Source organism: Gordonia jinghuaiqii, assembly GCF_014041935.1.
In the GTDB taxonomy this organism is placed as follows: domain Bacteria; phylum Actinomycetota; class Actinomycetes; order Mycobacteriales; family Mycobacteriaceae; genus Gordonia; species Gordonia jinghuaiqii.
On sequence record NZ_CP059491.1, the window covers coordinates 3879035 to 3902485 of the forward strand.

Sequence of the window (23451 nt, forward strand, 5' to 3'; positions counted from 1 at the left end):
GGCGCGGCGTCAGTGGTGCAACAGATGCGAGACCGGACTTCGGAGAACGGCCGCGACATCGGTGAGCACACGGGCACCGAGTTCGCCGTCGACGAGCCGGTGATCGAATGCCAGGGTCAGCCGCGCCACCTCCCGGATCTCCACCCGGTCCCCGACCACCCAGGGCGTCGGCCGGACCGCACCAAACGCCAGAATCGCGGCCTCACCCGGATTGAGGATCGGCGTACCACCGTCCATCCCGAGCGCCCCGATATTCGTCAGGGTGACCGTGCCGCCCTCCATCTGCGCAGGCCGCACCCGGCCGGCCCGCGCCGTGGCGATCAGCTCGCCGAGCGCCGTGATCAGTTCGCGAAACGACAACGACTCGGCTCCTTTGACATTCGGGACCACGAGCCCGCGAGGTGTCGCGGCGGCGACCCCCAGATTGACATGCCGGTACCGGACGATCTCCTGGGCATCGCCGTCCCAGCGCGAGTTGATCTCCGGGTTGCGACCGATCGCCGTCACCAGCGCCCTGGCCACCACCGCCATCGGACTGATCCGGACATCCTCCCAACCCGGAGCATCTCGCAGGGACCGGGTCAGCGCCATCGTCTCGGTCATGTCCACGTCTATCCACTCGGACGCATGCGGTGCGGTGAACGCCGAGTACGTCATCGCGGACACCATCGCCTTGCGCACACCGCGGATCGGGATACGAATCTCGGGTTCGACAACGGCTTCGGCGGGTTCGAGACCGGCTTCGCCGGGAACGCCGGCCGAACGCACAGCAGTCCGCGCGGTACCGCCCGTACGCGGCCGCAGGAATCGTGTCCGAGCGATGGGCTCGATGGGACCGGACCCTACCAGCATCGGCGCATGCCCAGCCGCGCCAGGATCAGCCTCCACAACCGGATTCGCCTGCTCGCGAACCGCTTCCGAATCCGGTCTCGTCGCGACGCCCGAACGCCGGCTCGAACGTACGCTGAGGATGACCGTGCCGACATCCACCGTCTCCCCCTCGGCGACGTGTATCTCCTCAACTGTCCCCCGAACCGGCGAGGGCAGTTCGACAGCCGACTTGGCCGTCTCGATCTCGCACACTATCTGGTTGACCTCGACCTCCTCGCCGACGGCAACCCGCCACTCGAGCACTTCGGCCTCGGTGAGCCCCTCGCCCACGTCGGGAAGTTTGAATCGGGTGATCGTCGTCATGGCGTCACTTCTCCTGAAAGTGCAGGGAACGGTCGAGAGCGTCCAGCACGCGGTCGACGTCGGGGAGGAACTGGCTCTCGAGGCGGGCCGCCGGATAGGGCAGATGAAATCCGCCCACTCGCAGGACCGGTGCCCGCATCGAGTCGAAGCAGTGCTCCTGGACTGCCGCCGCGATCTCGGCGCCCACCCCCAGGAAGGTCGACGCCTCGTGTACCACAACCACGTGCCCGGTCTGTTGTGCCTGCGCGACAACGGTATCCACGTCCAGCGGCGACAGACTGCGCAGATCCACCACCCCCACCGAATACCCGTCCTCGGCCGCAGCGTCGGAGGCCGCAATCGCGGTGTCGACGGTCGGCCCGTAGGCGATCAAGGTGGCATCGACACCCTCCCGCCGTACGCGGGCCCGATCCATCGGGAGATCGGGCCCGGCACCGACCTCCGACCGGTGCCAGTAGCGCCGTTTCGGTTCGAAGAAGATGACCGGATCGTCACTTCGGATCGCCTGTTGGATGAGGTGATAGGCGTCGTGCGCATCGGCACACGTCAGTACCCGCAAACCTGCGGTGTGTGCGAAGTACGCCTCGTTGGATTCACTGTGGTGTTCGACGGCGCCGATGCCGCCACCCATCGGAATACGGATGACGAGCGGCATCGCCAGCCTGCCCTGCGAGCGGGCACGCATCTTGGCGAGCTGACTGACGATCTGGTCGAAGGCCGGGTACACGAAGCCGTCGAACTGGATCTCGCACACCGGACGGTAGCCGTTCAACGCCCAGCCGATCGCCGTGCCGACGATCCCCGATTCGGCCAGCGGAGTGTCGATGACCCGGTCCCGGCCGAACTCGGCCTGCAATCCGTCTGTCACCCGGAACACCCCGCCCAGCGTGCCGATGTCCTCACCCAGCATCACGACGGAGTCGTCGGCTGCCATCGCCGCGCGCAACCCTGCGTTGACGGCGGCTCCGAGGGATGACATGCCCGGTCCTGCTGTGGTCGGCGTACTCATCGTCGATCTCCCATCGGCCGTTGCGATTCGGCGAACCATGCCCGCTCGCGCTCCACACCCGTGTGCGGCTCGGCGTAGGCGGTGCGGAAGACCTGATCGAGGTCGGGTTCGTCCAAGGCCAGACATTCCGCCCGGACCGACGCACCGAAGGCGGCACATTCGGCGTCGACGTCATCGAAGAACTGCGACTCGGTCCCCTGCAGTTCGAGATGGCGACGTAGCCGCACGAGCGGATCACGGGCCTCCCACAGTTGTTGTTCGGCGTCGGTCCGATACCGGCCGGGATCGTCGGAACTGCTGTGACCGCCCCGGCGGTATGTGGTCGCCTCCACCAGGACCGGGCCGCCTCCGCTTCGAATATGCTGGGCTGCCAGGGTTGTCGTCGCATGGACGGCGAGCACATCATTCCCGTCGACGTGCATCGCCCGCATCCCGAACCCCTCGGCGCGCCGGTGCAGCGGCGCGGCCATCTGAACGCTGGTGGGCGTCGATATCGCCCACTGGTTGTTCTGGCAGAAGAACAACACCGGGAGCCTTCCCGCGGCCGCCCAGTTGAACGCCTCGTTCACATCACCCTGACTGGAGGCGCCGTCCCCGAAGTAGGCCATGACGACGCCGGCCTCGGCACCGCGACCCGTCGACGAAGCACGATGCACCTCGGCTGCCGCGAACCCCGTGGCGTGGAGAACCTGCGCACCGAGCACCAGTGAGTAGATGTGAAACCGCGTGGCGGCCGGGTCCCATCCCGCGTGCGCGTTGCCGCGCCACTGCGCGAGGAGTTGTGACGGCGTCAGGCCGCGGCACAATCCGGCGACATGCTCGCGATAGCTGGGAAACACCATGTCCGTCTCGCTGAGGGCCCTGATCGATCCGACCTGAGCTGCTTCTTGCCCCCAACTCATCAACCAGAGTTTCAGCTCGCCCTGCCGCTGCAGCGCCAACGCTTCGGTGTCCAGGCGTCGCCCCAAGGCCATGTCACGATAGAAGCCACGGGCCACCGCCGGGGCGACGCTGTGCTCGGCCCCTGCCGTGGTGAGTTCTCCTGAGGGCGTGAGGAACTGGATCATGGACGAGGAACCATCGACCAGTCGTCCTCCGGCGCCACTTGCCGTCGCGCTGACCCCGACCGTCACGGTCATCGCGCAATCCCTTCCCGGCGTGCGGCGGAGATCCGTGTCTGCGCCAGTCGCTGCGCACACCGCAGCGGGGTCTCACCCCGCCGCAGCGACTCCTCCAGCAGCACAGCGGTGCGGTCTCCGATCGCGGACAGAGCCTCCGCCAGCTGGGCTTCGGTGCCCCGCCTGCGGCGGACGTCGATGTCGACGACCCCACCCGCGTTGGCGATGAAATCCGGCACATAGACGATCCCCGCGTCGGCAAGACTTCCCGCGACCGAATCGTCGACCAAGAGATCATTCGCCGCGCCCACGATCAGGCGACAGTTCAACGCATTCACCACGTCATGGCCGATGAGACGCGCGGTCGCACACGGGATGAACACATCTGCCGGTGCGGTCACCGCCAGTTCCGGAGCGACCGTCGATGCGCCCAGTTCACTCGCCAGCACCCGCGCCCGATCACCGTCGACGTCACTCAGGATCAGCTCCGCGCCTGCATCGGCGAGTGCGCGCGCCAACGCGGAGCCAACCTGCCCCACTCCGTGGATCACCATGCAGGTGCCCTGGAGTCCAGGAAGATCCGGATGGACGCGTACGGCGGCCCGGATCGCGTGCAGCACACCGATGGCCGTTGACGGGGACGGATTCACCTCGACTGAGGGGACATCGGCGCCCCCCGCCTGCATCCACCGCAGATCCTCAGTGCCGGTACCCATGTCGACTCCTGGCAGATAACACCCCGCCCGAGCCACGAACTCACCGAACCGCATCATCAGATCGGCCCGCTGCGACTCGTCGTCGCTGTCGCGGAATATCACAGATTTCGCTCCGCCATAGGGTAATTCGGCGCAGGCGTTCTTCAGTGTCATCGCCCGTGCGAGCCTCCGGGCCTCGAGCACACCGGCCCCGGCCGTCGGATAGGAGGCGTAGCGCACGCCGCCGAGCGCGGGTCCCAGGGCGCTGTCGTCGATGGCGATGACTGCCCGCAACCCCAGCCTCTCGTCACTGCAGAGGACGAGCTGCTCGGTCGCCCAGACGTCGGCGCCTGCGATCTCCTCGATCTCGGTAATCGTCATGGTCATGATCTCGGCCCTACACTTTCGTTCGCTGTCGGGAGGTTCGGACGAGCACCGACTCGAAGATCGACACCGCCGTCTGCCGACAGCACATCGACTGCGGCGAGGACGCGGCGACGAACGAGCTCGATAGAGCTCTGGCCCGGCAGTTCCACGACCAGTTCGAGGATCCGGATGCCCAGACGCGGATGACGCGCGAGCCTGATCTCGACGATGTCGGCGTCGCTTCGGTGCAGGAGCGTCAGAATCCGCGGTGCGGCGGCACGGTTGTCGAGCAACCGGACACGTAGGAAGAAGCGCCGTCGCGTCGCGGCTGGATCGGCCTCGACGCTATCGAGGACATCGGTGGGGCTTGTCATGACACCTCTGTTCGACGTGCACTGGATCGCAGCGCGTTACCGGTGAGCGCGGCTCGGATGGTGCCGCTCTCGGACACACATGCTGTTCAAGAGAGAATCAATTGTCAACCAACACAATGCTTTTGGTGTGGTTGTGAGCCTCCTCCACGTTACGGAGGTCGAGACGGGACGGTATCGCGTGCGCTGCCGGCGCGCCCGCCGATCGGACAATTTCAGTGACTGTCCCCCGACCACGTAGCACGTCTACGTGGTCTGGGGTACGTGCGGCGACCCGGTTGCCGCCGGATCACCTACGTGGTCGCCGAGAGATTCCACGCAAAGCTCAGTGCTCCACGGATGGACGATGCCTCGTCCACGCTGTGAATGTGGGTGGCGAACCGAGCCGGTTCACTCTGACGAAAGGTCGAATCCACATGCGCTTCATTGTTTTCACCGAGGCCGGCACACTTCGGGGACAAACCCATCACCGCCGCTATTGGGACCTCGTCGAGGAGGCGGTGTTCGCCGAGGAGATGGGCTTCTACGGATGGGGGACATCCGAGCACCACTTCTACCGAGAGCTCGCCGCAACCCCGTCACCCGAGGTGCTGTTCACCGCGGTGGCGATGCGGACCAGCCGAATCAAACTGCGGTACATGAGCCGTCTGATCTCGGCCATTCATCCGATCCTCGTCGCCGAACAGACCGCGTCCACCGACATCATGTCCAACGGACGTGTGGAACTCGCTGTCGCGCGGGGTAACACGCTTCTCCAGCTCGACGCCTTCGGTATCTCGCTCGACGACACCCAGGAACGCGCCGAGGAAGCTCTGGACCTGATTGTCCGGGCCCTGAGCGACCAGTCCTTCTCGCACGACGGCAAGCACTGGGGCAAGATTCCCGAGCGGGAACTGACACCGAATGGCCTGCAGGAGCCGCATCCGCCGCTCTACAAGATCGGGCAGACCATCGATTCGATCAAGGATGCTCGGCGTCGCGGCCTGGGTCTCATCACCTGCGACATGTGGATGGGCTGGGACACTCTCGGGGAGTACTTGGACGCCTACAACTCCGTTGCGCTGTCCGAGATCGACCCGGTCGGCAGGTTCGTCACCAAGTCGGCGGCAGCCATGTCGATCACCACGCGCTGCGCGAAGACCAACGACATTGCTCTCGAACAGGCCGAACGCGATCTGAAGATGTTCGCCACCTTGATCATCCGGGATCTGTATGTCCAGCTCGCCGAACGCTCCCCGGAGGGATACGGACAGTTCGACCGGCTGGTCGAGCTGCGCGACCGTGTCGACGACGTCGAGTGGCTGCGCACGGCCGGACCGACCGTGATGATCGGCGACCCCGAACACCTCGTCCATCAGGTGCAGCGCATGAAGGAGATGGGTGCCGACGAGGTCGTGCTTCGTATCGACAACGCGCCGCACGAGGTCATCATGGAGACCCTGGAGAACATCGGCCGCTACGTGATCCCGTACTTCTCCAACCCCAACGCCGTCCTCCGCAGCGGTCCGGTCGGCCTCCTTCCCGGCGACCCGCGCCAGGAGCTGAGCTACGAGGACACCGCGAAGGTGGTGAACTGAGGTGACCGACACCCGAGACCTGGTGAGCGTCGAAGAGTTCACCGAACACCTGACACGCGTCTACGACGCCATCAACACAGCTGTCCACAACCGCGACGGTGCAGCCTTCGCCGACCTGTACACGCCGAACGGCTCACTGATGACGCCCGACGGGGCGATCATCGCCGGAACCGACGCCCTGCGTGATGCATTCGAACGCTGGACCGAAGCCGGCTGGGTCGACCAGCACGCCGAACTCGTCGAGCTCACCATCGACGACCGGATCGTGGTCGAGGAGGGCCGCTCGGTCGGCACGTTCCGGGTCGACGGCGCGGAGACAGTGGCCCGCAACAACTACATCGTCGTACACGTCCGTTCCGACGACGGACGCTGGCTGATGCTCCGGGACATCTGGAACACCGTCTCCGAAGACACCCCGACGGGGTCGTACTGACATGGACATCAACGAGTACGCAGGCCAGGACGCCACCGGACTCGCCGAACTCATCAGAACCGGTCAGGTCAGTGCGGACGAGGTACGCGACACCGCGACAGCTGCGGTGACGGCCGTGGACGGCGAGCTCAACGCCGTCGTCGACGGACCGTGGACCTCGGCGACGATTGCACCGGACGGAATCGACGGTCCGTTCTCCGGAGTTCCGTTCGTCTTCAAGGACATCCTCTGCCATGCCGCCGGTAGGCCCACGAGGATGGGTACGCGAGCACTGTCCGACGGGGTGACGTTTGACCACGACACCGAACTGATGGCTCGTTTCAAACGCGCGGGACTGGTGGGCGTCGCGAACACCACCACACCGGAGCTGGCGCTGAGTTCGGCCACGGTTTCCGCACTCTCCGGAGTCACCCTCAACCCCTGGGACGCCACTGTCACCGCCGGGGGGTCGAGCGGCGGCTCCTCGGTCCTGGTGGCCACCGGAGCGGTGCCGCTCGCACACGCGAACGACGGAGGCGGGTCGATCCGTATCCCGGCCGCGCGCAATGGACTGGTGGGACTGAAGCCGAGCCGAGGGCGCATCTCCCTGGGACCGGATCAACAGGAGGTGATGAGCGGCAACGCCGTCGAGTTCGCCGTGACCCGAACGGTCCGGGACTGCGCGGCGCTGCTCGACGCGGTTCACGGCTCCATCCCCGGCGACCGGTACGGCGCACCCCCTCCGGCACGACGTTACGTCGACGAGATCGTCGCACCGGGACGCCGCCTGCGGATCGGTGTGTGCACCGCCGACTGGTCCTCGGTACCGGTCGACGACGAGGTGGCCGACGAGGTGAATCGTGTGGCCCGCACCCTGTCCGAACTGGGCCACACGGTGGACATCGTCGCACCTCGGATCGACTGGGACGCGATGGTCGCCGCGTTCAACACCATCTGGTGTTTCGGAACCGCGCCGACGGTTGTCGCGCTGGCCGAACAGAGCGGAGCCGTCATCGACGAGAACTCCTTCGAGGAGACCACCCTGCTGTCATACCGGCACGGGCTGACCCTCGGTCCGTTGGAGCTCGCCACGGCCTTCGCCGAGATGAACGCGATCTCCCGGACGATGGCGGACTTCATGGGTGACTGGGACATCCTGTTGACCCCCACCGCCTCCCGGGTGCACGTGCCGGTCACCCATTTGGCCGACGGCGGAGTTCCGGCCACGTCGGAGGAATGGGTGCGCCGGGTCCTGGCGGAGTACCCGCTGTCCGCGCTGTATAACATCACGGGCGCTCCGGCGATCAGTCTCCCCACCGGTTGGTCACCGGACGGACTCCCGATAGGCATGCACTTCGGCGCGGCCGTCAACGGCGAGTCGGAGCTGATCGCCCTGGCCGCCGAACTGGAGGACGCCCTGCCGTGGCACCACCGGCGACCACCGGCACACGTGACGACCCGGGCGGCCGCGGCAACCGCCGCAGGCCGATGATCATCACCATCCCCGACCGTCAGCCGCGTGGTTCGCGGCTGACGGTCGGGGAGGTCGACGACCTCCGCCGCTTGTCTGCTCGGATCGACTGCGGCGCAGACGCTCTCGACGGACCGTCGAACTGGCGCCGCGACGGCGATCACCTCTGGGTCTCCATCCGGGCGTTACGAAGTCAGTGCGGCGAGAAGGACCAGGATTGGCACGGACGGTTCGACGCGATGATCGACTTCGCAACCCGACACGGGTGGGTCGACGACCACGGGCATGTCCGGGCGCACATCGACCAGGATCCGGCTCCGGTCGATTCCGCGGGCGGAGGACCCGTGGGCGCTGCTGTCGACGAGGAGATGGCCGATCTGGCCGATCTGTCGGTTGACCACCGCGACATCCGGGACATGTTCGCGCTGGTACCCACCGGTGTACTCGCCATGGCCGCGTGGTCGGGCGATCGACCGGCCGGAATGGCCGTGAGCTCGTTCGCCACGGTCTCCATCGACCCACCTCTGCTCAGTGCGCACATCCGGGCGGAGTCGTCGACGTGGCCCGAACTTGCCTCGGCATCGACGATCGGCGTCAGTGTGCTGGCGGCGGATCAGCATTCCGTTGCCCGACGACTTTCCGCATCGGACACCGCCGGCCGGTTCCATGGCACGCCGTACACGGTGACCCCGTCGGGCGCCGTCCTCCTCGGCGGGGCCGTCTTGTGGCTGGAGACCGAGCTCGCGGACTCGGTCACCGCCGGGGATCACCTCATCGCCGTGCTGCGTATCCGGCGCTCGGCCCACAGCGACCGGGCACCACTACTGTTCCATCGCAGCAGCTTCTGCGAACTGGCCGCACCGAGCTGATCGGAATCGCAATGGACATTCATCCACATCGCCCGGCTTCCCATTCGGTGGCAGTGCTTTTCGGCCCGACCGAGCATCTTCGGCAGCAGCCGGCCGAAGAGCGGCACCTGGAGATCGACGTCATCGACGCCGGCGATCTCCAGGCCGCGAGCGCCCACTCCCGCGCCCGCGACGGCTCGGTTTCCGGCCTGCCGCGGTGGCCGTTGCTCCGAATCGACACCAGGCCGGCCGCATGGCTGCAACCGAGCCGCACGGCCTTCCACCTTCCGGCTCGTCCGGGGTATCTGGCGAGTCTCGTCCACGATGCCAGGCTGCTGGGGATCGCACGTGGAGCGCTCATCGTCGTCGACGAGCATGTCGACGTGAGCCGGCTACGTGAGCACGTGATCGAGGAGTTGAGCGAACGTGGCGACTATCAGGTGCGTGATCGCCTACCGGGGTGGGAGCCGGTGATCACCCAGTCCAATTGCGGGACACCACTATCCGTAGCGCACAGTGTCGAGGAGTCCCCGTCATGAGCCGGGAGACAAGCCCACGGGCGCCAGAGCCGCGGTCACCTGCCGGGCATGTCAGTGCACGACGGGTCGCCGAGCTCACCGCGCGACTCGTGGCGTGCAACACCACCAACCCACCCGGCGACGAACGCCCGATCATCGCGCCGCTACTCGACGTCCTCAGCGAACTCGGCTGCGAAATAACCGTTTTCGACGATGAGCCGAGCCGACCATCGCTGGTGGCCCGATACCCGGGCGCCCCCGACGGCGCACCGGTCCTGATCATCAACGGCCACCTCGACGTGGTACCCGTCGTTCACGACCAGTGGGAGATCGACCCGTTCGGTGGCGTGATCGAGGGCGATCGGGTTCGTGGTCGGGGCAGCTGCGACATGAAAGGAGGTGTCGCCGCTGCGATCGAGGCGCTACGCGCACTGCGCGACAGCGCGCTGCCTCCCTCGTGTGTTGTCGAATTACACCTTGTCGCCGACGAGGAGACCGGCAGTCGATTCGGCACATCGGCCCTTGCCGCCGCGGGCCGTATCGCAGGGGACGCCTGCATCATTCCCGAGCCCAACGATCTACGGGTGGGGGTCGCCGAACGAGGCACGGTGATGGCCCGCATCACGACCGTCGGGACTCCCGCGCACGGGAGCGACCCGGCCGTCGGCCATTCGGCGATCGCCGATGCCGCGCGCATCGTGAATGCGCTGCATCTGCGCGACTTCGGCGGTCCCCCGCATCCTCTACTGGCGTCGCCCACCTGCAATGTGGGCACCATCAGCGGCGGTTCTGCCACCAATGTCGTTGCCGGGGAATGCACAATGACCATCGACCGGCGGACACTGCCGAACCAGACCGCGGCCGACGCCCTGGCTGCTGTGCGTTCCGCGATCGACGAACTCGAGCCCCCGGTCGACTACACCCTGTCACCGATCGTGTTCGTCCCCGCCTCGGAGATCGCACCCGATCACCCGTTCGTCGAGCTGGTGAGCGCAGCGGCCGCCGCGCACGTCGGCGACATCACGCCGGCCGGTTCGATGCTGGGCAGTGATGCCCGGATCATGCGAAACGATCTCGAGATACCGACGGTGGTGTTCGGCCCGGGGTCCCCGATCCGGGCGCACACCAGTGATGAATGGGTCGCCGTCGACGATCTGGTGCGTGCGGCACGCACGTTCGCCGACATCTTCACCACTTTCGGGTCCGCACGCGGCCGCTGACCACCTCCGACCACTCACCACTACCGAGGAAACACCATGCGCGAACTGCAGAATCACATCGACGGAGCGCCCGTGCCGAGCCGCGGGCGCGAACGGATCGACCTGATCGATCCCACGACCGGGCTGATCCAGGCCACCCAACCCGCGGGTTGCGTCGAGGACGTGGACCACGCGGTGGCAGCGGCGCGCTCGGCGAGCGGCCAGTGGGCCGCGCTCACCGTGACCGAACGGGTCACAATGCTCGAGACCGCCGCCGACCGGCTCGCGGCCGACATACCCGAACTCGCCCGGCTCGAATACCGCGAGATGGGCAAACCCATCGGCCTGGCCGAAGAGTTCCTGGCTGCCGGAATCGAGGTGTTCCGTTCAGGGATCGACGACGCCCGTCACTATCGATTCGTCGAGGAGATATCCGAACACGGCGGCATCCGAACCGTGACCGTCCACCGGCCCGTCGGCGTGGTGGCGCAGATCATTCCGTGGAATTTCACCGTGACCGCGACCCTGCTCGGTCTGGCTCCGCTCCTCGCGGCGGGCAACTGCGTGGTCCTCAAACCTTCTGAGAAGGCGCCTCTTTCGGCGCTCCGGATGGTCGAGACGCTGGCACTGCCCCCCGGGGTCATGAACGTCGTGCTCGGGGACCGCCGCGCAGGAGAGCCCCTCGCCGATCACTCCGACGTCGGCCTCGTCCACCTGACCGGTTCGGTGGCAGCGGGCCGGTCCGTGCAGGCGGCGACCGGCAGACGGATGACACGTGCGATTCTCGAGCTCGGTGGCAAGGATCCGGTGGTGATCGACGCCGGCGTCGATCCCGTGAAGACAGCCGCCGCGGTGGCATACGGCAGTTTTGTCAACACCGGGCAGATCTGCACGTCCATGGAGCGGATCTATGTCCACCGCGAGATCGCCGACGAGTTCATCGCGGCGCTCGTCGCCGAGGCCGCGACCTACCGGTGCGGTGACGGCGCCGACCCGCGGACGAAGATGGGACCGCTCGTCGACGAGCGTCAGCGCCAGATCGTCCAACGTCACGTCGACGACGCCATCACCAAGGGCGCCACCGTGCTGACCGGCGGGTCCCTCCCCGACTCCGCGGGGTATTTTTATCCGGCTACCGTGCTCACAGACGTGACGTCCGATATGGTCGTCATGCGTGAGGAAACATTCGGGCCGGTGGCGCCCGTGCAGGTGGTGGACACCTTCGCAGAAGGGATCCGACTCGCTTGCGATTCCGAGTTCGGTCTTGCCGCAACCGTATACACCGACCGCGCCGAACATGCCCGCGCGGCGCTCGACATCTCAGCGGGGATGGTCTGGATCAACCACTGGCAGGGCGGCGGGATGGTCCGGATGTTCGAACCCGCCCGCAACAGCGGACTGGGCGCAACCGGTGGACGGGCCGCCTATGATGCGGCCACCAGAGCTGTGTCCGTCAGTCACGACACCGCGATGCGCGCACACATGGGCGTCTGACCGCCGTACGCATCCGTGTCCGGGCCGCGCCGCCAGGAGCCACAGGTGATGGGACAACGTCCGGCCGGCAGGAGCAGTCGAAGCCGCACCCCACTGACGTCGTTGGTCGGCCGATCCGAACAGATCGATGAGGTCATCAGCGCCTTCAACGACGCGCGCCTGGTCTCACTGGTCGGTGTCGGCGGGATCGGCAAGAGTCGGCTCGCGGCAGCCGTCGCGGCCGAGTCCGAGCCGCACCTGGCCGACGGGGTCGCGGTGATCGAGCTCGGTGCCGTGACCGATCCGCGTCACCTGCCGCAACTCGTACGCGAGGCCATCGCACCCACGAGCAACCAGCAGGTGTCGCTCGAGGATCTGCTCTCGCGGCGCGAGATGCTGATGGTGCTGGACGGTTGCGAGCATCTGATCCCCGATGTCGCGGAGTTCACCGCCGAGATCCTCGAATGCACTCCCGGACTGAGAGTTCTCGCGACGTCGCGCCTCCCACTGTCAATCCCAGGCGAACATCTGTTCCATGTCCCCGGACTCCGGGTCGCCGACGTCGGCGCGGAGCGCCCCAGCGAGTCCGCAGAGCTGTTTCGCTCCCGCGCTCGCGCAGTGACCGGACAGACCTCGCTCGGATCTCTGCCCATCGTCGAAGAGCTCTGCCGCCGCCTCGACGGGCTCCCGCTGGCCATCGAACTGGCCGCCATCCGCACCCGCACCATGAGCGTCGAGGAATTGCTGGCGGGGATCAACAACCGATTCGCCCTGCTGCGTGCCAGTAGTCAGGGCACCGAACCGCGATCGATAGACGCAGTGCTCCGATGGAGCTGGGAGCAGTGCACACCCGACGAACAGCAACTGTGGGCGGAGTTCTCGATCTTCGTCGGCGCGATCCCGCTCGGTTCGATCACCGATGTGTGCGGTTTCAGCGACACCCTGGCGACCGCCGACATCATCGACGGTCTCGTGCAGCGCTCCCTCCTCGTACGGCAGGACACTCCGCGTGGGGTCACCTTCCGTATGCTCGACACCATCGCGGCATTCGGAGCCCAGATGCTGGCCGCTACCCCGGATCGCGCCGTTGAGCTGAGGGCGCGACACGCACGCCACTACGCATCGATCGCCGCCGGGATCTCCGACAGCTGGTTCGGCCCGGAACAGCAGCGCAAGAGCGAACTGCTCCGTACCCACATCCCCAATTTCCGTGCCGCCTACAACTATTGCCTGCCACACGCGGAACTCGCCGACACCGCGGTCTCCATGTTCGCCGACCTGTGGACCTATTGGGTCGCAAGCGGACAACTCCGTGAAGCACGTGTCTGGGCCGGCCAGCTCGTCGCGGCCGCGCCCCCTGAACACGAACGCGCCCTGTGGGTCGCCGGCTGGGTGGAGCTGCTCCTCGGCGATCTCGACACGGCAGAGATCCACCTCGACGTCTGCCGGCGCAACAGTGCGCCGACCACCCGTGCCAACTACCTGTCGGACAGTCTCCTCGCGGCCTGTCGCGCAATTCGGGGGGACTTCGACTTCGCCGCCGACCGCTATCGTGCCGCAATCGCACAGGCAACCGCCGCCGACGACACCTTCGCAGTCACCTTGCTCACCCAGAACCATGCCGAACTCGCGACGATCAGTGGCGACGTGACCGGCGGACTCGCATCGTGCGCCGACGTCGAGGCGATCTGTGAACGACACAACGAACGGTGGATCTATTCGCACACCCTCTGGGTGGAGGCGCTCGGCGCACTCATGCAGGACCGCTATGACGACGCGATCACCCACGCCTCGTCGTCCCTCGAGCTGAAGTCGTCGATCCACGATCTGCTCGGCACCGCGCTGGTCGCAGAAACGCTCGCCTGGGCTAGCGCGCTTCGCGCGGACCTGCACACCGCAGCGGTCATTCTGGGAGCCACATCGGCGTACTGGCAGGGCACCGACACACCACTCCTGGGATTCGCGCAGCTCCAGAAGCTCCATGCACGCTGCCTCGACCTGCTCGACCGCGGGCTGGATCCCGACAGTCGTGTCCGGGCCGAATCAGATGGTGCGCGAATCGGATTGGAAGGCCTGGCCGGACTCATGGACACCGGCGGGGACCTGCGCGCGGCGTCGACCCGGCCCGCGGCACGTATTGCTCAGCTGACCCGGCGGGAACGCGAGATCGCCGAGCTGGTCCGAATCGGACTCAGTAACAGACAGATCGCCCACCGCCTGTACATCAGCGTGCGGACGGTCGAGACGCACGTATCGCACATCCTCGCCAAACTCGGACTCTCCAGACGCGGAGAGATCGAGGCGACCCTCGATGAATCGGGCCCCGAACGACTCTGACCGGGCCGGCGAGAGCGCTCGTCGTCGAAACCGGGCGGCGCCATACAACCGCCACCGACGCCTACTCGGAGCCGGAGGCCGCCAACCGTAGCAGCTGCCCGGCCGTCGCATCGGGAAGATAGGCGCGCGACACCGCCAATCCGATACGGGGAAGGTCTGATTCGTCGCGGAACGCCAGGTACACCGGCTCATAGCGCGGGTTGAACTTCTTCTTGAACGTGTGCAGTGACCGGAACCCGTAGTAGGGCTCGAGCGCGGCGCCGAGTGCGTCGAGCAGCTTGTCGAGCGACTCGGGCTCGAAATCCTCGGTCCGGGCCAGCGGTGCGCCGGAGAGCGAGATGAACTGCGCACCCTCGTCTTTGAACGCCACCGCCGACGAGGCGATCAGATACTCGACCACCGGCCCGAAGCCGTCGGTCCGCCGGCGCATGATGTCGAGGGTCCAGCCCGCCACCTCCCCGCCCGGCGCGTAGACCGGCAACCACGACAGCACCCCGTGCACGTTGCCCTCCTGGTCCACCGCCAACGCGACCCGCACCGCCGGGTCCATCGCCTCCTCGACACTGCCGAGGGTGAAGCCCATCTCGGGTAAGTCCTTGTCTCCCACCCATTCTTCGGAGATGGCGCGCACCTGGCTCTTCACCGCGAACGACTCGTCGGGCAGCGTCACCATCCGCATGGAGATGTCCTGCTTGGTGGCCTTGTTCATTGCCGAACGCACGTGCTGCCACGGCTTGCCCTTGAACTCCAGCCCGGGCAGGTCGACGATCGTGTCCTCGGCGATCTGCACACTCAACCACCCGCGGCCGGTGACGACCTCCGAGGTCGCCGACCCGATGGAGAACCAGCACGGCGTCGCGCCGGTGCTCTCGGCGAGGTCGACGAAGGCGTCCACCGCTTCGGCGAGGCGACCCGGAGCACATACCGGATCGGCCAGCGCCAGAAGCGTTCCCACGTGCTTCTGGTAGGTCACCACGGCCTGGCCGTCGGCGTCGCCCTCGGCCCCGGAGAACTGGTAGTGGTTTCCCGGCCAGGTGGTCATCCACGACATCGTCCCGCCGCCGTGTTCACGCAGCAACGCCTTTACACGCTCGACCGGGTCGGCGTCGGAATCACCGCCGACGTGCCGCACACGCCATGGCACCGCGAACGCGAACCGTCCGGGGATGAGGATCGCCAGGACCAGCACCCACAGCAGTGTGGTACCCAGTGTCACCGCACCTTCGGTCTCCACGTCGGTGAAGATGATGAGCACCAGCGCCAGGACGGTGAGGATCACGTTGAGCGCACCGAGAACGACCGCCACCCACCACGCCCAGCGCTTCCCGCGCCGGAGCTGGTCGGCGATCGCGACGTTGATGACGAGGCCGATGAGCATCGTGAAGACGGAGTCGTCACCGGCGTCGGTCGGGCCCAGCGGCCCGCTGCCCGGGAACAGGAAGACCATCAGATTGGCGGCCGCGATCACCAGCAGTGCAGCGCAACCCAGCATGCGAACCTCACGCCGTGTGCGCGGCACGTAGCCACGTTCGTTGGTGGCGAAGAACTTCTCGCCGACGACCAGCATGATCACCGCGGCCAGAACGTATTCGACGGAGGCCAAGGTCCCCTGGAACAAGAACGCGATCGCGACGACCGCACCGAGGATCACACGCACCCGCAGTCGCCACGGCGAACGCACCGTCGCCGAGGCGACCGCGACGGCCGACACCACCAGCGCGCCGACACCCGTGGCACGAGAATCGGCCAGCTCCTCGGCCCAGCGCCACGAGGTCAGCTCCGAGGACAACAACCACAGCATCGCAACCGTGAGCAGGCAGGAGATGAGGTGACCGCCGACGCCGACGAGGATCGCCCGGACGGTGCCGAGTTGCCATTCGGCCCAGCCCATTCCGACGACGATGGCCAGCACGGCGATCACGTAGAGCCACGGCCCGGGTTCGACGAAGGCCGAGCTGAAGGGCGTCCAGAACTTGCCTTCTCGGAGTGCGGGCAACCCGAAGGCGACCTCGCGGTACCACGACTTGTCGTTCGCCCGCCCCCACAGTGACCCGGTGACGATTCCGACGACGAGAAGAGCGACGGTCAGGGCCGCCGTGAACGGGAGACGACGAAGGGCAACTGACCATGACACATCGACATGCATGGTCAACCGTACGACGCCGAGGTGCCGCCTACATGCTCATCGGTATGACCCGTCACGGAAACGAGCGGGGTTTCCACACACTGGGCCGGGGCAACAACAGGTCGGAACCGTTGGCAGAAGCACCGGCATGACTGCCAGACGTCGTTTCGACGAGGCGACTTCGATCGAAGTCGCGCCGTCGAATTGAGGTCTGGGAGTTCGTGTAGTTCCGGCGGGGAAGTGCGCCGACCGTTCAGCTCGGCCGTGGCGTCAGGATCCGGGGTCCGTCGGCGGTGACCGCGACGGTGTGTTCCCAATGCGCCGAGCGCGATCCGTCGTCGGTCACGACGGTCCAGTCGTCGTCGAGGACCGTGGTGTCGGTGGTGCCGAGGGTCAGCATAGGCTCGATCGCCAGCGTCGAACCGATCACCAGCAGCGGGCCCTTGCCTGGCTCGCCCTCGTTCGCGAGGAACGGGTCCATGTGCATCTCGCGACCGATGCCGTGGCCGCCGTAACCGTCGACGATGCCGAAGGGCCGTCCGAATTTCTTTTCCGCCGCGCGTGTGCCGAGCTCGATCGCATGGGAGATGTCGGTCAGGCGGGCGCCGTCGATCATCGCGGCGATCCCCGCCTCCATCGACAGCCGGGTCGCCTCGGAGAGCTCTTCGTCGGCGGCGGACAGCTCGCCGACGCCGAACGTCCATGCCGAGTCGCCGTGCCAACCGTCGAGAACCGCACCGCAGTCGATCGACACCAGGTCGCCGGCGGCGAGAACGACGTCGGCCGACGGGATCCCGTGGACGACGACCTCGTTCACCGAGCTGCAGATCGAACCGGGGAACCCGTGGTAGCCCTTGAACGACGGGACCGCGCCGGCCTCGCGGATGACGGTCTCGGCCACCTCGTCGAGATCCAGCGTGGTCACACCCGGTGTCGACGCCGCGCGTACTGCCACCAGCGCCGCACCGACCACCGCCCCCGCGGCGGCCATCGCGTCCAGCTCGCCCGCAGAACGGAACGGGACGCGCTTGCGTTTACGAAAGCCCATGGGAGACGGCGGTTCGTGGGGTGCGCGTCAGGAGACGCCGGCGCCGAGGGCGCTCAGCACACGCTGGTGGACACCCTGGATGTCGCCCACCGCGTCGATCGTCTTGACCTGGTCGCCGTAATAGGCGAGCAGCGGCGAGGTCTCCTTGTTGTAGACGTCCATCCGGTTGCGGATGACCTCTTCGGTGTCGTCGGCGCGGCCACGGGCGAGCATGCGCTCGACGACGACGTCGGTGTCGACGACGAAGGACAGCACAGCGTCGAGCGAGGCGTCGAGGGCCGCGAGGATCTCCTTGAGAGCGTCGGCCTGCTCGGTCGAACGCGGGAATCCGTCGAGGATGAAGCCCTTCGTGGCGTCGGGCTCGCTGACACGGGCGCGAACCATGTCCACGGTGATCTCCGACGGCACGAGGTTGCCCGCGTCGAGGTACTTCTTGGCCTCGACACCGACGGCGGTTCCCTGTGAGATGTTGGCGCGGAACAGGTCACCGGTGGAGATGTGCGGGATTCCGAGAGCTTCGCTGAGGAGTTCCGCCTGGGTGCCCTTACCTGCGCCGGGGGGGCCGAGGATGACAAGTCTCATTTGAGGAACCCTTCGTACTTGCGTTGCATCAATTGGCTGTTGATCTGCTTCATCGTGTCCAGGCCGACGCCCACCATGATCAGCACGGCCGTACCGCCGAACGGCAGGTTCTGGACGTTCCCGCTGTTGCCGATCTCGAGGAACAGGTTCGGCAGGACCGCGATGATGCCGAGGTAGATCGATCCCGGCAGAGTGATGCGACTCAACACGTAGCCGAGGTACTCCGCGGTCGGGGCGCCCGGCCTGATGCCCGGGATGAATCCACCATACTTCTTCATCTCGTCGGCACGTTCTTCCGGATTGAACGTCACCGCCACGTAGAAGTACGTGAAGAAGATGATCATCAGGAAGTAGACCGCGATGTAGACCCCGTTGCTGGGATCGGTCAGGTACTTGGTGACGTAGTCCTGCCATGTCGACTGCGTGCCGTCCGCGCTGCGTGTGAGTTCCACGATCAGCTGCGGCAGGTACAGCAGCGACGAGGCGAAGATGACGGGGATGACGCCCGCCTGGTTCACCTTCAGGGGCAGGTACGTCGACGAGCCGCCGTACATCTTGCGGCCGACCATGCGTTTGGCGTACTGCACCGGGATTCGGCGCTGGCCCTGCTCGATGAACACGACGCCGGCGACGATGATCAGCGCTGCGAGACAGACGAGCGCGAAGACGAGTCCGCCGCGGGTGTTGAGGATGGTGCGACCCTCGGCCGGGATGCGCGCGGCGATACCGGCGAAGATCAGCAGCGACATGCCGTTGCCGATACCGCGTTCGGTGATGAGCTCGCCGAACCACATGACCACACAGGCACCGGCGGTCATGACGAGCACGATGATCGAGAGACCGAAGATGCTCTGGTCGTTGAGGACCTCACCGCTCTGCGCACAACTCTGTGGGAGGAGCTGGCCGCGGTCGGCGAGGGCCACGATGCCGGTGGACTGCAACAGGGCGAGCGCGACGGCGAGATAACGCGTGTACTGCGTCATCTTGGCCTGGCCGGCCTGGCCTTCCTTACGCAGCTGCTCGAACCGCGGGATGACCACGGTGAGCAGCTGGACGATGATGGATGCCGTGATGTACGGCATGATGCCGATCGCGAACACCGACAGCTGCAGCAGCGCGCCGCCGGAGAACAGGTTGATCAGGGAGTAGACCGAGCTCGATTCGCCGGCGGACACCTCGTCGAGGCACGCCTGCACAGCCTGATAGTCGACGCCCGGCGATGGGACCGTGGCGCCGAGCCGATACAGGATGATGATGCCGAGAACGAAGAGGATCTTCTTCCTCAGGTCCGGCGTCCGAATGGCCGCGAAGAGGGGGGAAAGCACTAACTCCTCCTAGGAACGACCACGCGAGGCGTACGTTCCGGGTCGTTGCGGACCCGGCCCCGTGTGCTCGGCAATCGACGATGATCTTTCGGGATGCGGCGATCTGTGCGGATGCGGCAGAACAACGTCTGAGACTCTAACAGTCACGCGGAAGAAGCCGGTCGGACGGCAGCGGGTGGCTGCCGTCCGACCGGCTGTCAGATCCGTCAGAGCTCGGTGACGCTGCCACCGGCAGCGGCGATTTTCTCCTTGGCGGAAGCGGTGAACTTGTCGGCGGTGATGTCGACCTTGACCGACAGGTCACCGTCGCCGAGAACCTTCACCAGCTTGTTCTTGCGCACGGCCCCGGCGGCGACGAGCTCGTCGACGCCGATGGTGCCGCCCTGCGGGAACAGGCGCGCGATGTCGCCGACGTTGACGACCTGGTACTCGATCCGGTTGCGGTTGGTGAAGCCCTTGAGCTTCGGCAGCCGCATGTGGATCGGCATCTGGCCACCCTCGAAGCCGGCCGGCACGTTCTTGCGCGCCTTGGTGCCCTTGGTGCCGCGACCGGCGGTCTTACCCTTGGACCCCTCACCGCGACCCACGCGGGTCTTGTCGGTCTTCGACCCCGGAGCAGGGCGAAGGTGATGGAGTTTGATGGTCATGCTTGAACCTCTTCGACTGTCACGAGGTGACGAACCGCTTTGATGAGGCCGCGGTTGATCGGCGTGTCCTCGCGGGTGACGGTCTTGCGGATGCCCTTCAGGCCGAGGGTCCGCAGGCTGTCACGCTGGTTGCTCTTGGTACCGATGGTGCCCTTGACCTGGGTGATCTTCAGCTGAGCCATGGTGATCAGACCCCCTGTCCTGCGCGAGCGCGGAGCATACCGGCGGGAGCGACGTCCTCGATCGGCAGGCCACGACGGGCCGCGACCTCTTCGGGACGCTGCAGCATCTTGAGAGCCGCCACGGTGGCGTGGACGACGTTGATGGCGTTGTCCGAGCCGAGGCTCTTGGCGAGGACGTCGTGGACGCCCGCGCACTCGAGCACGGCACGCACCGCGCCACCGGCGATCACACCGGTACCGGGGCTGGCCGGGCGGAGCATGACGACACCGGCCGCGGCCTCACCCTGAACAGGGTGGGTGACGGTCGCGCCGATCATCGGGACGCGGAAGAAGTTCTTGCGAGCCTCTTCGACACCCTTCTGGATCGCGGCCGGAACTTCCTTGGCCTTGCCGTAGCCGACGCCGACCATTCCCTGGCCGTCGCCGACGACCACGAGAGCGGTGAACGAGAAACGACGTCCACCCTTGACCACCTTCGACACGCGGTTGATGGTCACCACGCGCTCGAGCTGGTTGCGGTCCTGGTCGCGACCGCCACGGTCGCGACGGTCACGACCGCCGCCACCGCCACGACGGTCGTTGCCGCCGCCGGCTGCATTGTTCTGGTTGTTGTCGTTACCGGCGGGTCCGTTTCCGCCGTCACGCTGACGTCCGGGCATCAGAGGTTCCCTCCGGTCATGTGGGTAAAGCTGGTGTAGATGGTCATCAGAAGCTCAGGCCTCCCTCGCGGGCGGCGTCGGCGAGCGCAGCGATACGGCCGTGGTAGCCCTTGCCGCCATGGTCGAACACGATGGCCTCGACACCGGCGGCCTTGGCACGGGCGGCGATCAGTTCGCCGACCTTGCGGGCCTGCGCCGACTTGTCTCCGCCGGACGCACGCACGTCGGCCTCGATCGTCGATGCCGCGGCGAGCGTCTTGCCTGCCAGGTCGTCGATGAGCTGCACGTGGATGTGGCGCGAGCTGCGCTTGACCGCGAGACGGGGACGAGCGGGGGTGCCGCTGACCTTCTTGCGGAGACGGAAGTGACGGTTGGTCGTCGCCTTGCGACGACGCGTCGACACGTCCTTGCCCACTGGCTTGCGCACTGTCTTGGTAGCTGAATCACTCATGGCTTACTTACCCGTCTTTCCGACCTTGCGACGGATCTGCTCACCCTCGTAGCGAATGCCCTTGCCCTTGTAGGGGTCCGGGCGACGCAGGCGGCGGATGACCGCCGAGATCTCGCCGACTTGCTGCTTGTCGATACCCGTGACCGAGAACTTGGTCGGGGACTCCACGGCGAAAGTGATGCCAGAGGGAGCCTCGATCGGCACGGGATGGCTGTAACCGAGCGCGAACTCGAGGTCACTGCCCTTGGCCTGCACGCGGTAACCGACACCGAAGATCTCCATCTTCTTGGTGTAGCCCTGCGTGACCCCGATGACGAGGTTGTTGACCAGTGTCCGGCTCAGACCGTGCAGCGCACGGCTGCGACGCTCGTCGTTCGGACGGGTCACGACGATGGAGTTGTCCTCCTTGGCGACCACGATGGGCTCCGACACGGTGAGCGAGAGCTCACCCTTGGGGCCCTTCACGGTGACTTTCTGGCCGTCGATGGTGACGTCCACGCCCGCGGGGATCTCGATGGGGTTCTTTCCGATACGCGACATAGTGTTACCTCCCCCTACCAGACGTAGGCGAGGACTTCGCCGCCCACGCCCTGGTTGGCTGCCTGGCGATCGGTGAGCAGGCCCGACGACGTGGAGATGATGGCCACGCCGAGGCCGCCCAGAACCTTGGGCAGGTTTGTGGACTTTGCATAAACCCGAAGGCCCGGCTTGGAGACGCGGCGCAGTCCGGCGATGGAGCGCTCACGGCTGGGGCCGTACTTCAGGGAGACGACGAGGCTCTTGCCGACTTCCGCGTCTTCGGTGCGGTAGTCGGTGATGTAGCCCTCGCGCTTGAGGATCTCGGCGATGTTCACCTTGATCTTCGACGACGGGAGTTTCACCTCGTCGTGGTACGCCGAGTTGGCGTTGCGCAGACGTGTCAAGAAGTCTGCGATGGGGTCAGTCATGGTCATGGGTGACCGTCAACCTTTCTCGTAGCGGTTCCCATACAACGCCGATCTGTGGAGAGGATCTCCGTGACCTGCGGTGGGCCTTCTACGAAGTGGATAGTGTTTCTGAAGGTTCTCGCCGCCGGTGCCCTTGGCTTTTCGCCGGCACCGGAGACTATTCAGTTGTGTCCCGGACACCTGAGGTGCACAGGCAACCGGTCTAGTGTAGAGAATCCGCAGCGTAGACCCAAATCGGTGCTGCGGGCCTCCCCGCTCACGCCGGGCATCACCGACTCTACGGACCGTCGTCCGGTGAGAACGAGCACGCCGGTCCCACTCCTCCGCGGGGGTGCCGGAAAGCTCCGGGATCAATGGCGAAAACGAGGTGCGGCGCGACCCGATTCGTCTGTCCACCTCTCGCCGCCGTTCATTTCCGTCTGGCCCGTTGTGCAACGAAACGGAATCGATCGTTGCAATTCCGACACATCGTGCGGCGGCGATGCCAAGGTCGTTGACATGGACTCGACCCGCTTGCCAGACCTCGTCGAGCAGCTACTGGCGGCCGCGCACGAGGCCAGCAGCCGACGCGCCGCCCACACGCTGTACGGCGACTCCTCCCGTCACCTGAGACAGACGGTGATCGCGCTGACCGCGGGTGCGTCACTGTCCGATCACGACAGTCCGACTGAGGCCACTCTCCTGGTCCTGCATGGGAAGGTCACCCTGACCACGCCCGATGACAGCTGGGAAGGGTCGGCCGGCGACCTGGTGACGGTCCCCGCCGCGCGCCACGGTCTCAGAGCCCAGGACGACGCGGCGGTGCTGCTGACCGTCGCCACCCGCTGACCGTGCCGAGCTGCCGGTGCCGGGGCTCCCGGTACCGACGCCGCGCCTGAGCCTGCTGCCCGGATGCGT

The 23451-nt window shown here is 66.4% G+C and carries 24 protein-coding genes; 9 read left to right on the top strand and 15 right to left on the bottom strand.

Going from position 1 to position 23451, the window contains the following annotated elements:
* Window positions 1-9: 9 nt before the first annotated feature.
* From H1R19_RS17435 to H1R19_RS17455, 5 genes are read right to left on the bottom strand one after another with little or no spacing between them, the layout of a single operon-like run.
* The gene (locus tag H1R19_RS17435) at window positions 10-1194 is read right to left on the bottom strand and encodes a dihydrolipoamide acetyltransferase family protein (RefSeq protein ID WP_219849678.1); all 1185 of its coding nucleotides are present in this window, start codon (window positions 1192-1194) and stop codon (window positions 10-12) included.
* A 4-nt stretch (window positions 1195-1198) separates the two neighbouring features.
* Window positions 1199-2173, bottom strand: coding sequence for an alpha-ketoacid dehydrogenase subunit beta (locus H1R19_RS17440; protein ID WP_188328663.1), 975 nt, complete (start codon window positions 2171-2173; stop codon window positions 1199-1201).
* A gap of 26 nt (window positions 2174-2199) precedes the next feature.
* The gene (locus tag H1R19_RS17445) at window positions 2200-3342 is read right to left on the bottom strand and encodes a thiamine pyrophosphate-dependent enzyme (protein ID WP_188328664.1); all 1143 of its coding nucleotides are present in this window, start codon (window positions 3340-3342) and stop codon (window positions 2200-2202) included.
* A complete protein-coding gene (locus H1R19_RS17450; RefSeq protein ID WP_219849680.1) occupies window positions 3339-4403 on the bottom strand; it encodes a Glu/Leu/Phe/Val dehydrogenase dimerization domain-containing protein in 1065 nt (354 codons plus the stop codon). Before H1R19_RS17450 ends, H1R19_RS17445 begins: the two co-directional genes overlap by 4 nt.
* Window positions 4400-4756, bottom strand: a complete 357-nt coding sequence (locus H1R19_RS17455; protein ID WP_188328665.1) for a hypothetical protein — start codon at window positions 4754-4756, stop codon at window positions 4400-4402. The genes H1R19_RS17450 and H1R19_RS17455 overlap by 4 nt, the downstream gene beginning before the upstream one ends.
* Before the next feature lie 413 nt (window positions 4757-5169).
* On the opposite strand from H1R19_RS17455, the gene H1R19_RS17460 reads away from it, so the two are divergent.
* From H1R19_RS17460 to H1R19_RS17495, 8 genes are read left to right on the top strand one after another with little or no spacing between them, the layout of a single operon-like run.
* Entirely contained in the window at window positions 5170-6330 is a 1161-nt protein-coding gene (locus H1R19_RS17460; protein ID WP_188328666.1) for an LLM class flavin-dependent oxidoreductase, read from the top strand.
* Window position 6331: 1 nt separating this feature from the next.
* Window positions 6332-6763, top strand: a complete 432-nt coding sequence (locus H1R19_RS17465) for a YybH family protein (RefSeq protein WP_188328667.1) — start codon at window positions 6332-6334, stop codon at window positions 6761-6763.
* A 1-nt stretch (window position 6764) separates the two neighbouring features.
* Window positions 6765-8234 (top strand): amidase, encoded by a 1470-nt coding sequence (locus tag H1R19_RS17470; protein ID WP_219849681.1) that lies wholly within the window; start codon window positions 6765-6767, stop codon window positions 8232-8234.
* Complete coding sequence (locus H1R19_RS17475; protein WP_219849682.1) at window positions 8165-9082, top strand: flavin reductase family protein; 918 nt, start codon at window positions 8165-8167, stop codon at window positions 9080-9082. The genes H1R19_RS17470 and H1R19_RS17475 overlap by 70 nt, the downstream gene beginning before the upstream one ends.
* Window positions 9083-9129: 47 nt before the next feature.
* Window positions 9130-9600 (top strand): hypothetical protein, encoded by a 471-nt coding sequence (locus H1R19_RS17480; RefSeq protein WP_188328670.1) that lies wholly within the window; start codon window positions 9130-9132, stop codon window positions 9598-9600.
* Window positions 9597-10799 (top strand): M20 family metallopeptidase, encoded by a 1203-nt coding sequence (locus tag H1R19_RS17485; RefSeq protein ID WP_188328671.1) that lies wholly within the window; start codon window positions 9597-9599, stop codon window positions 10797-10799. Before H1R19_RS17480 ends, H1R19_RS17485 begins: the two co-directional genes overlap by 4 nt.
* A 36-nt stretch (window positions 10800-10835) precedes the next feature.
* Window positions 10836-12272 carry an aldehyde dehydrogenase family protein gene (locus H1R19_RS17490; protein WP_219849683.1) on the top strand — a complete coding sequence of 479 codons (1437 nt, stop codon included), beginning with the start codon at window positions 10836-10838 and terminating at the stop codon, window positions 12270-12272.
* A 48-nt stretch (window positions 12273-12320) separates the two neighbouring features.
* Entirely contained in the window at window positions 12321-14588 is a 2268-nt protein-coding gene (locus H1R19_RS17495) for an ATP-binding protein (RefSeq protein ID WP_219849684.1), read from the top strand.
* Window positions 14589-14649: 61 nt separating this feature from the next.
* Here the strand turns inward: H1R19_RS17495 and H1R19_RS17500 are convergent, their stop codons facing one another.
* The 10 genes from H1R19_RS17500 to rpsH form a co-directional block, all read right to left on the bottom strand.
* The gene (locus H1R19_RS17500) at window positions 14650-16734 is read right to left on the bottom strand and encodes a bifunctional lysylphosphatidylglycerol flippase/synthetase MprF (protein WP_188328674.1); all 2085 of its coding nucleotides are present in this window, start codon (window positions 16732-16734) and stop codon (window positions 14650-14652) included.
* A gap of 232 nt (window positions 16735-16966) precedes the next feature.
* A complete protein-coding gene (gene map / locus H1R19_RS17505) occupies window positions 16967-17761 on the bottom strand; it encodes a type I methionyl aminopeptidase (RefSeq protein ID WP_188328675.1) in 795 nt (264 codons plus the stop codon).
* 27 nt (window positions 17762-17788) lie between these two features.
* The gene (locus H1R19_RS17510; RefSeq protein ID WP_188328676.1) at window positions 17789-18343 is read right to left on the bottom strand and encodes an adenylate kinase; all 555 of its coding nucleotides are present in this window, start codon (window positions 18341-18343) and stop codon (window positions 17789-17791) included.
* Window positions 18340-19668, bottom strand: a complete 1329-nt coding sequence (gene secY / locus H1R19_RS17515; RefSeq protein WP_188328677.1) for a preprotein translocase subunit SecY — start codon at window positions 19666-19668, stop codon at window positions 18340-18342. The genes H1R19_RS17510 and secY overlap by 4 nt, the downstream gene beginning before the upstream one ends.
* Window positions 19669-19874: 206 nt before the next feature.
* Complete coding sequence (gene rplO, locus H1R19_RS17520; protein ID WP_004023566.1) at window positions 19875-20315, bottom strand: 50S ribosomal protein L15; 441 nt, start codon at window positions 20313-20315, stop codon at window positions 19875-19877.
* On the bottom strand, window positions 20312-20497 hold the full coding sequence (gene rpmD, locus H1R19_RS17525; protein WP_188328678.1) for a 50S ribosomal protein L30: 186 nt from the start codon (window positions 20495-20497) through the stop codon (window positions 20312-20314). The genes rplO and rpmD overlap by 4 nt, the downstream gene beginning before the upstream one ends.
* A gap of 5 nt (window positions 20498-20502) precedes the next feature.
* Window positions 20503-21156, bottom strand: a complete 654-nt coding sequence (rpsE, locus tag H1R19_RS17530) for a 30S ribosomal protein S5 (RefSeq protein ID WP_188328679.1) — start codon at window positions 21154-21156, stop codon at window positions 20503-20505.
* 46 nt (window positions 21157-21202) lie between these two features.
* On the bottom strand, window positions 21203-21607 hold the full coding sequence (gene rplR, locus H1R19_RS17535) for a 50S ribosomal protein L18 (RefSeq protein ID WP_223204899.1): 405 nt from the start codon (window positions 21605-21607) through the stop codon (window positions 21203-21205).
* 3 nt (window positions 21608-21610) lie between these two features.
* Window positions 21611-22147 carry a 50S ribosomal protein L6 gene (gene rplF / locus H1R19_RS17540; RefSeq protein ID WP_188328680.1) on the bottom strand — a complete coding sequence of 179 codons (537 nt, stop codon included), beginning with the start codon at window positions 22145-22147 and terminating at the stop codon, window positions 21611-21613.
* Window positions 22148-22161: 14 nt separating this feature from the next.
* On the bottom strand, window positions 22162-22560 hold the full coding sequence (gene rpsH, locus H1R19_RS17545; protein ID WP_188328681.1) for a 30S ribosomal protein S8: 399 nt from the start codon (window positions 22558-22560) through the stop codon (window positions 22162-22164).
* 492 nt (window positions 22561-23052) lie between these two features.
* On the opposite strand from rpsH, the gene H1R19_RS17550 reads away from it, so the two are divergent.
* Complete coding sequence (locus tag H1R19_RS17550) at window positions 23053-23382, top strand: cupin domain-containing protein (RefSeq protein ID WP_188328682.1); 330 nt, start codon at window positions 23053-23055, stop codon at window positions 23380-23382.
* The last annotated feature ends 69 nt before the right edge of the window (window positions 23383-23451 follow it).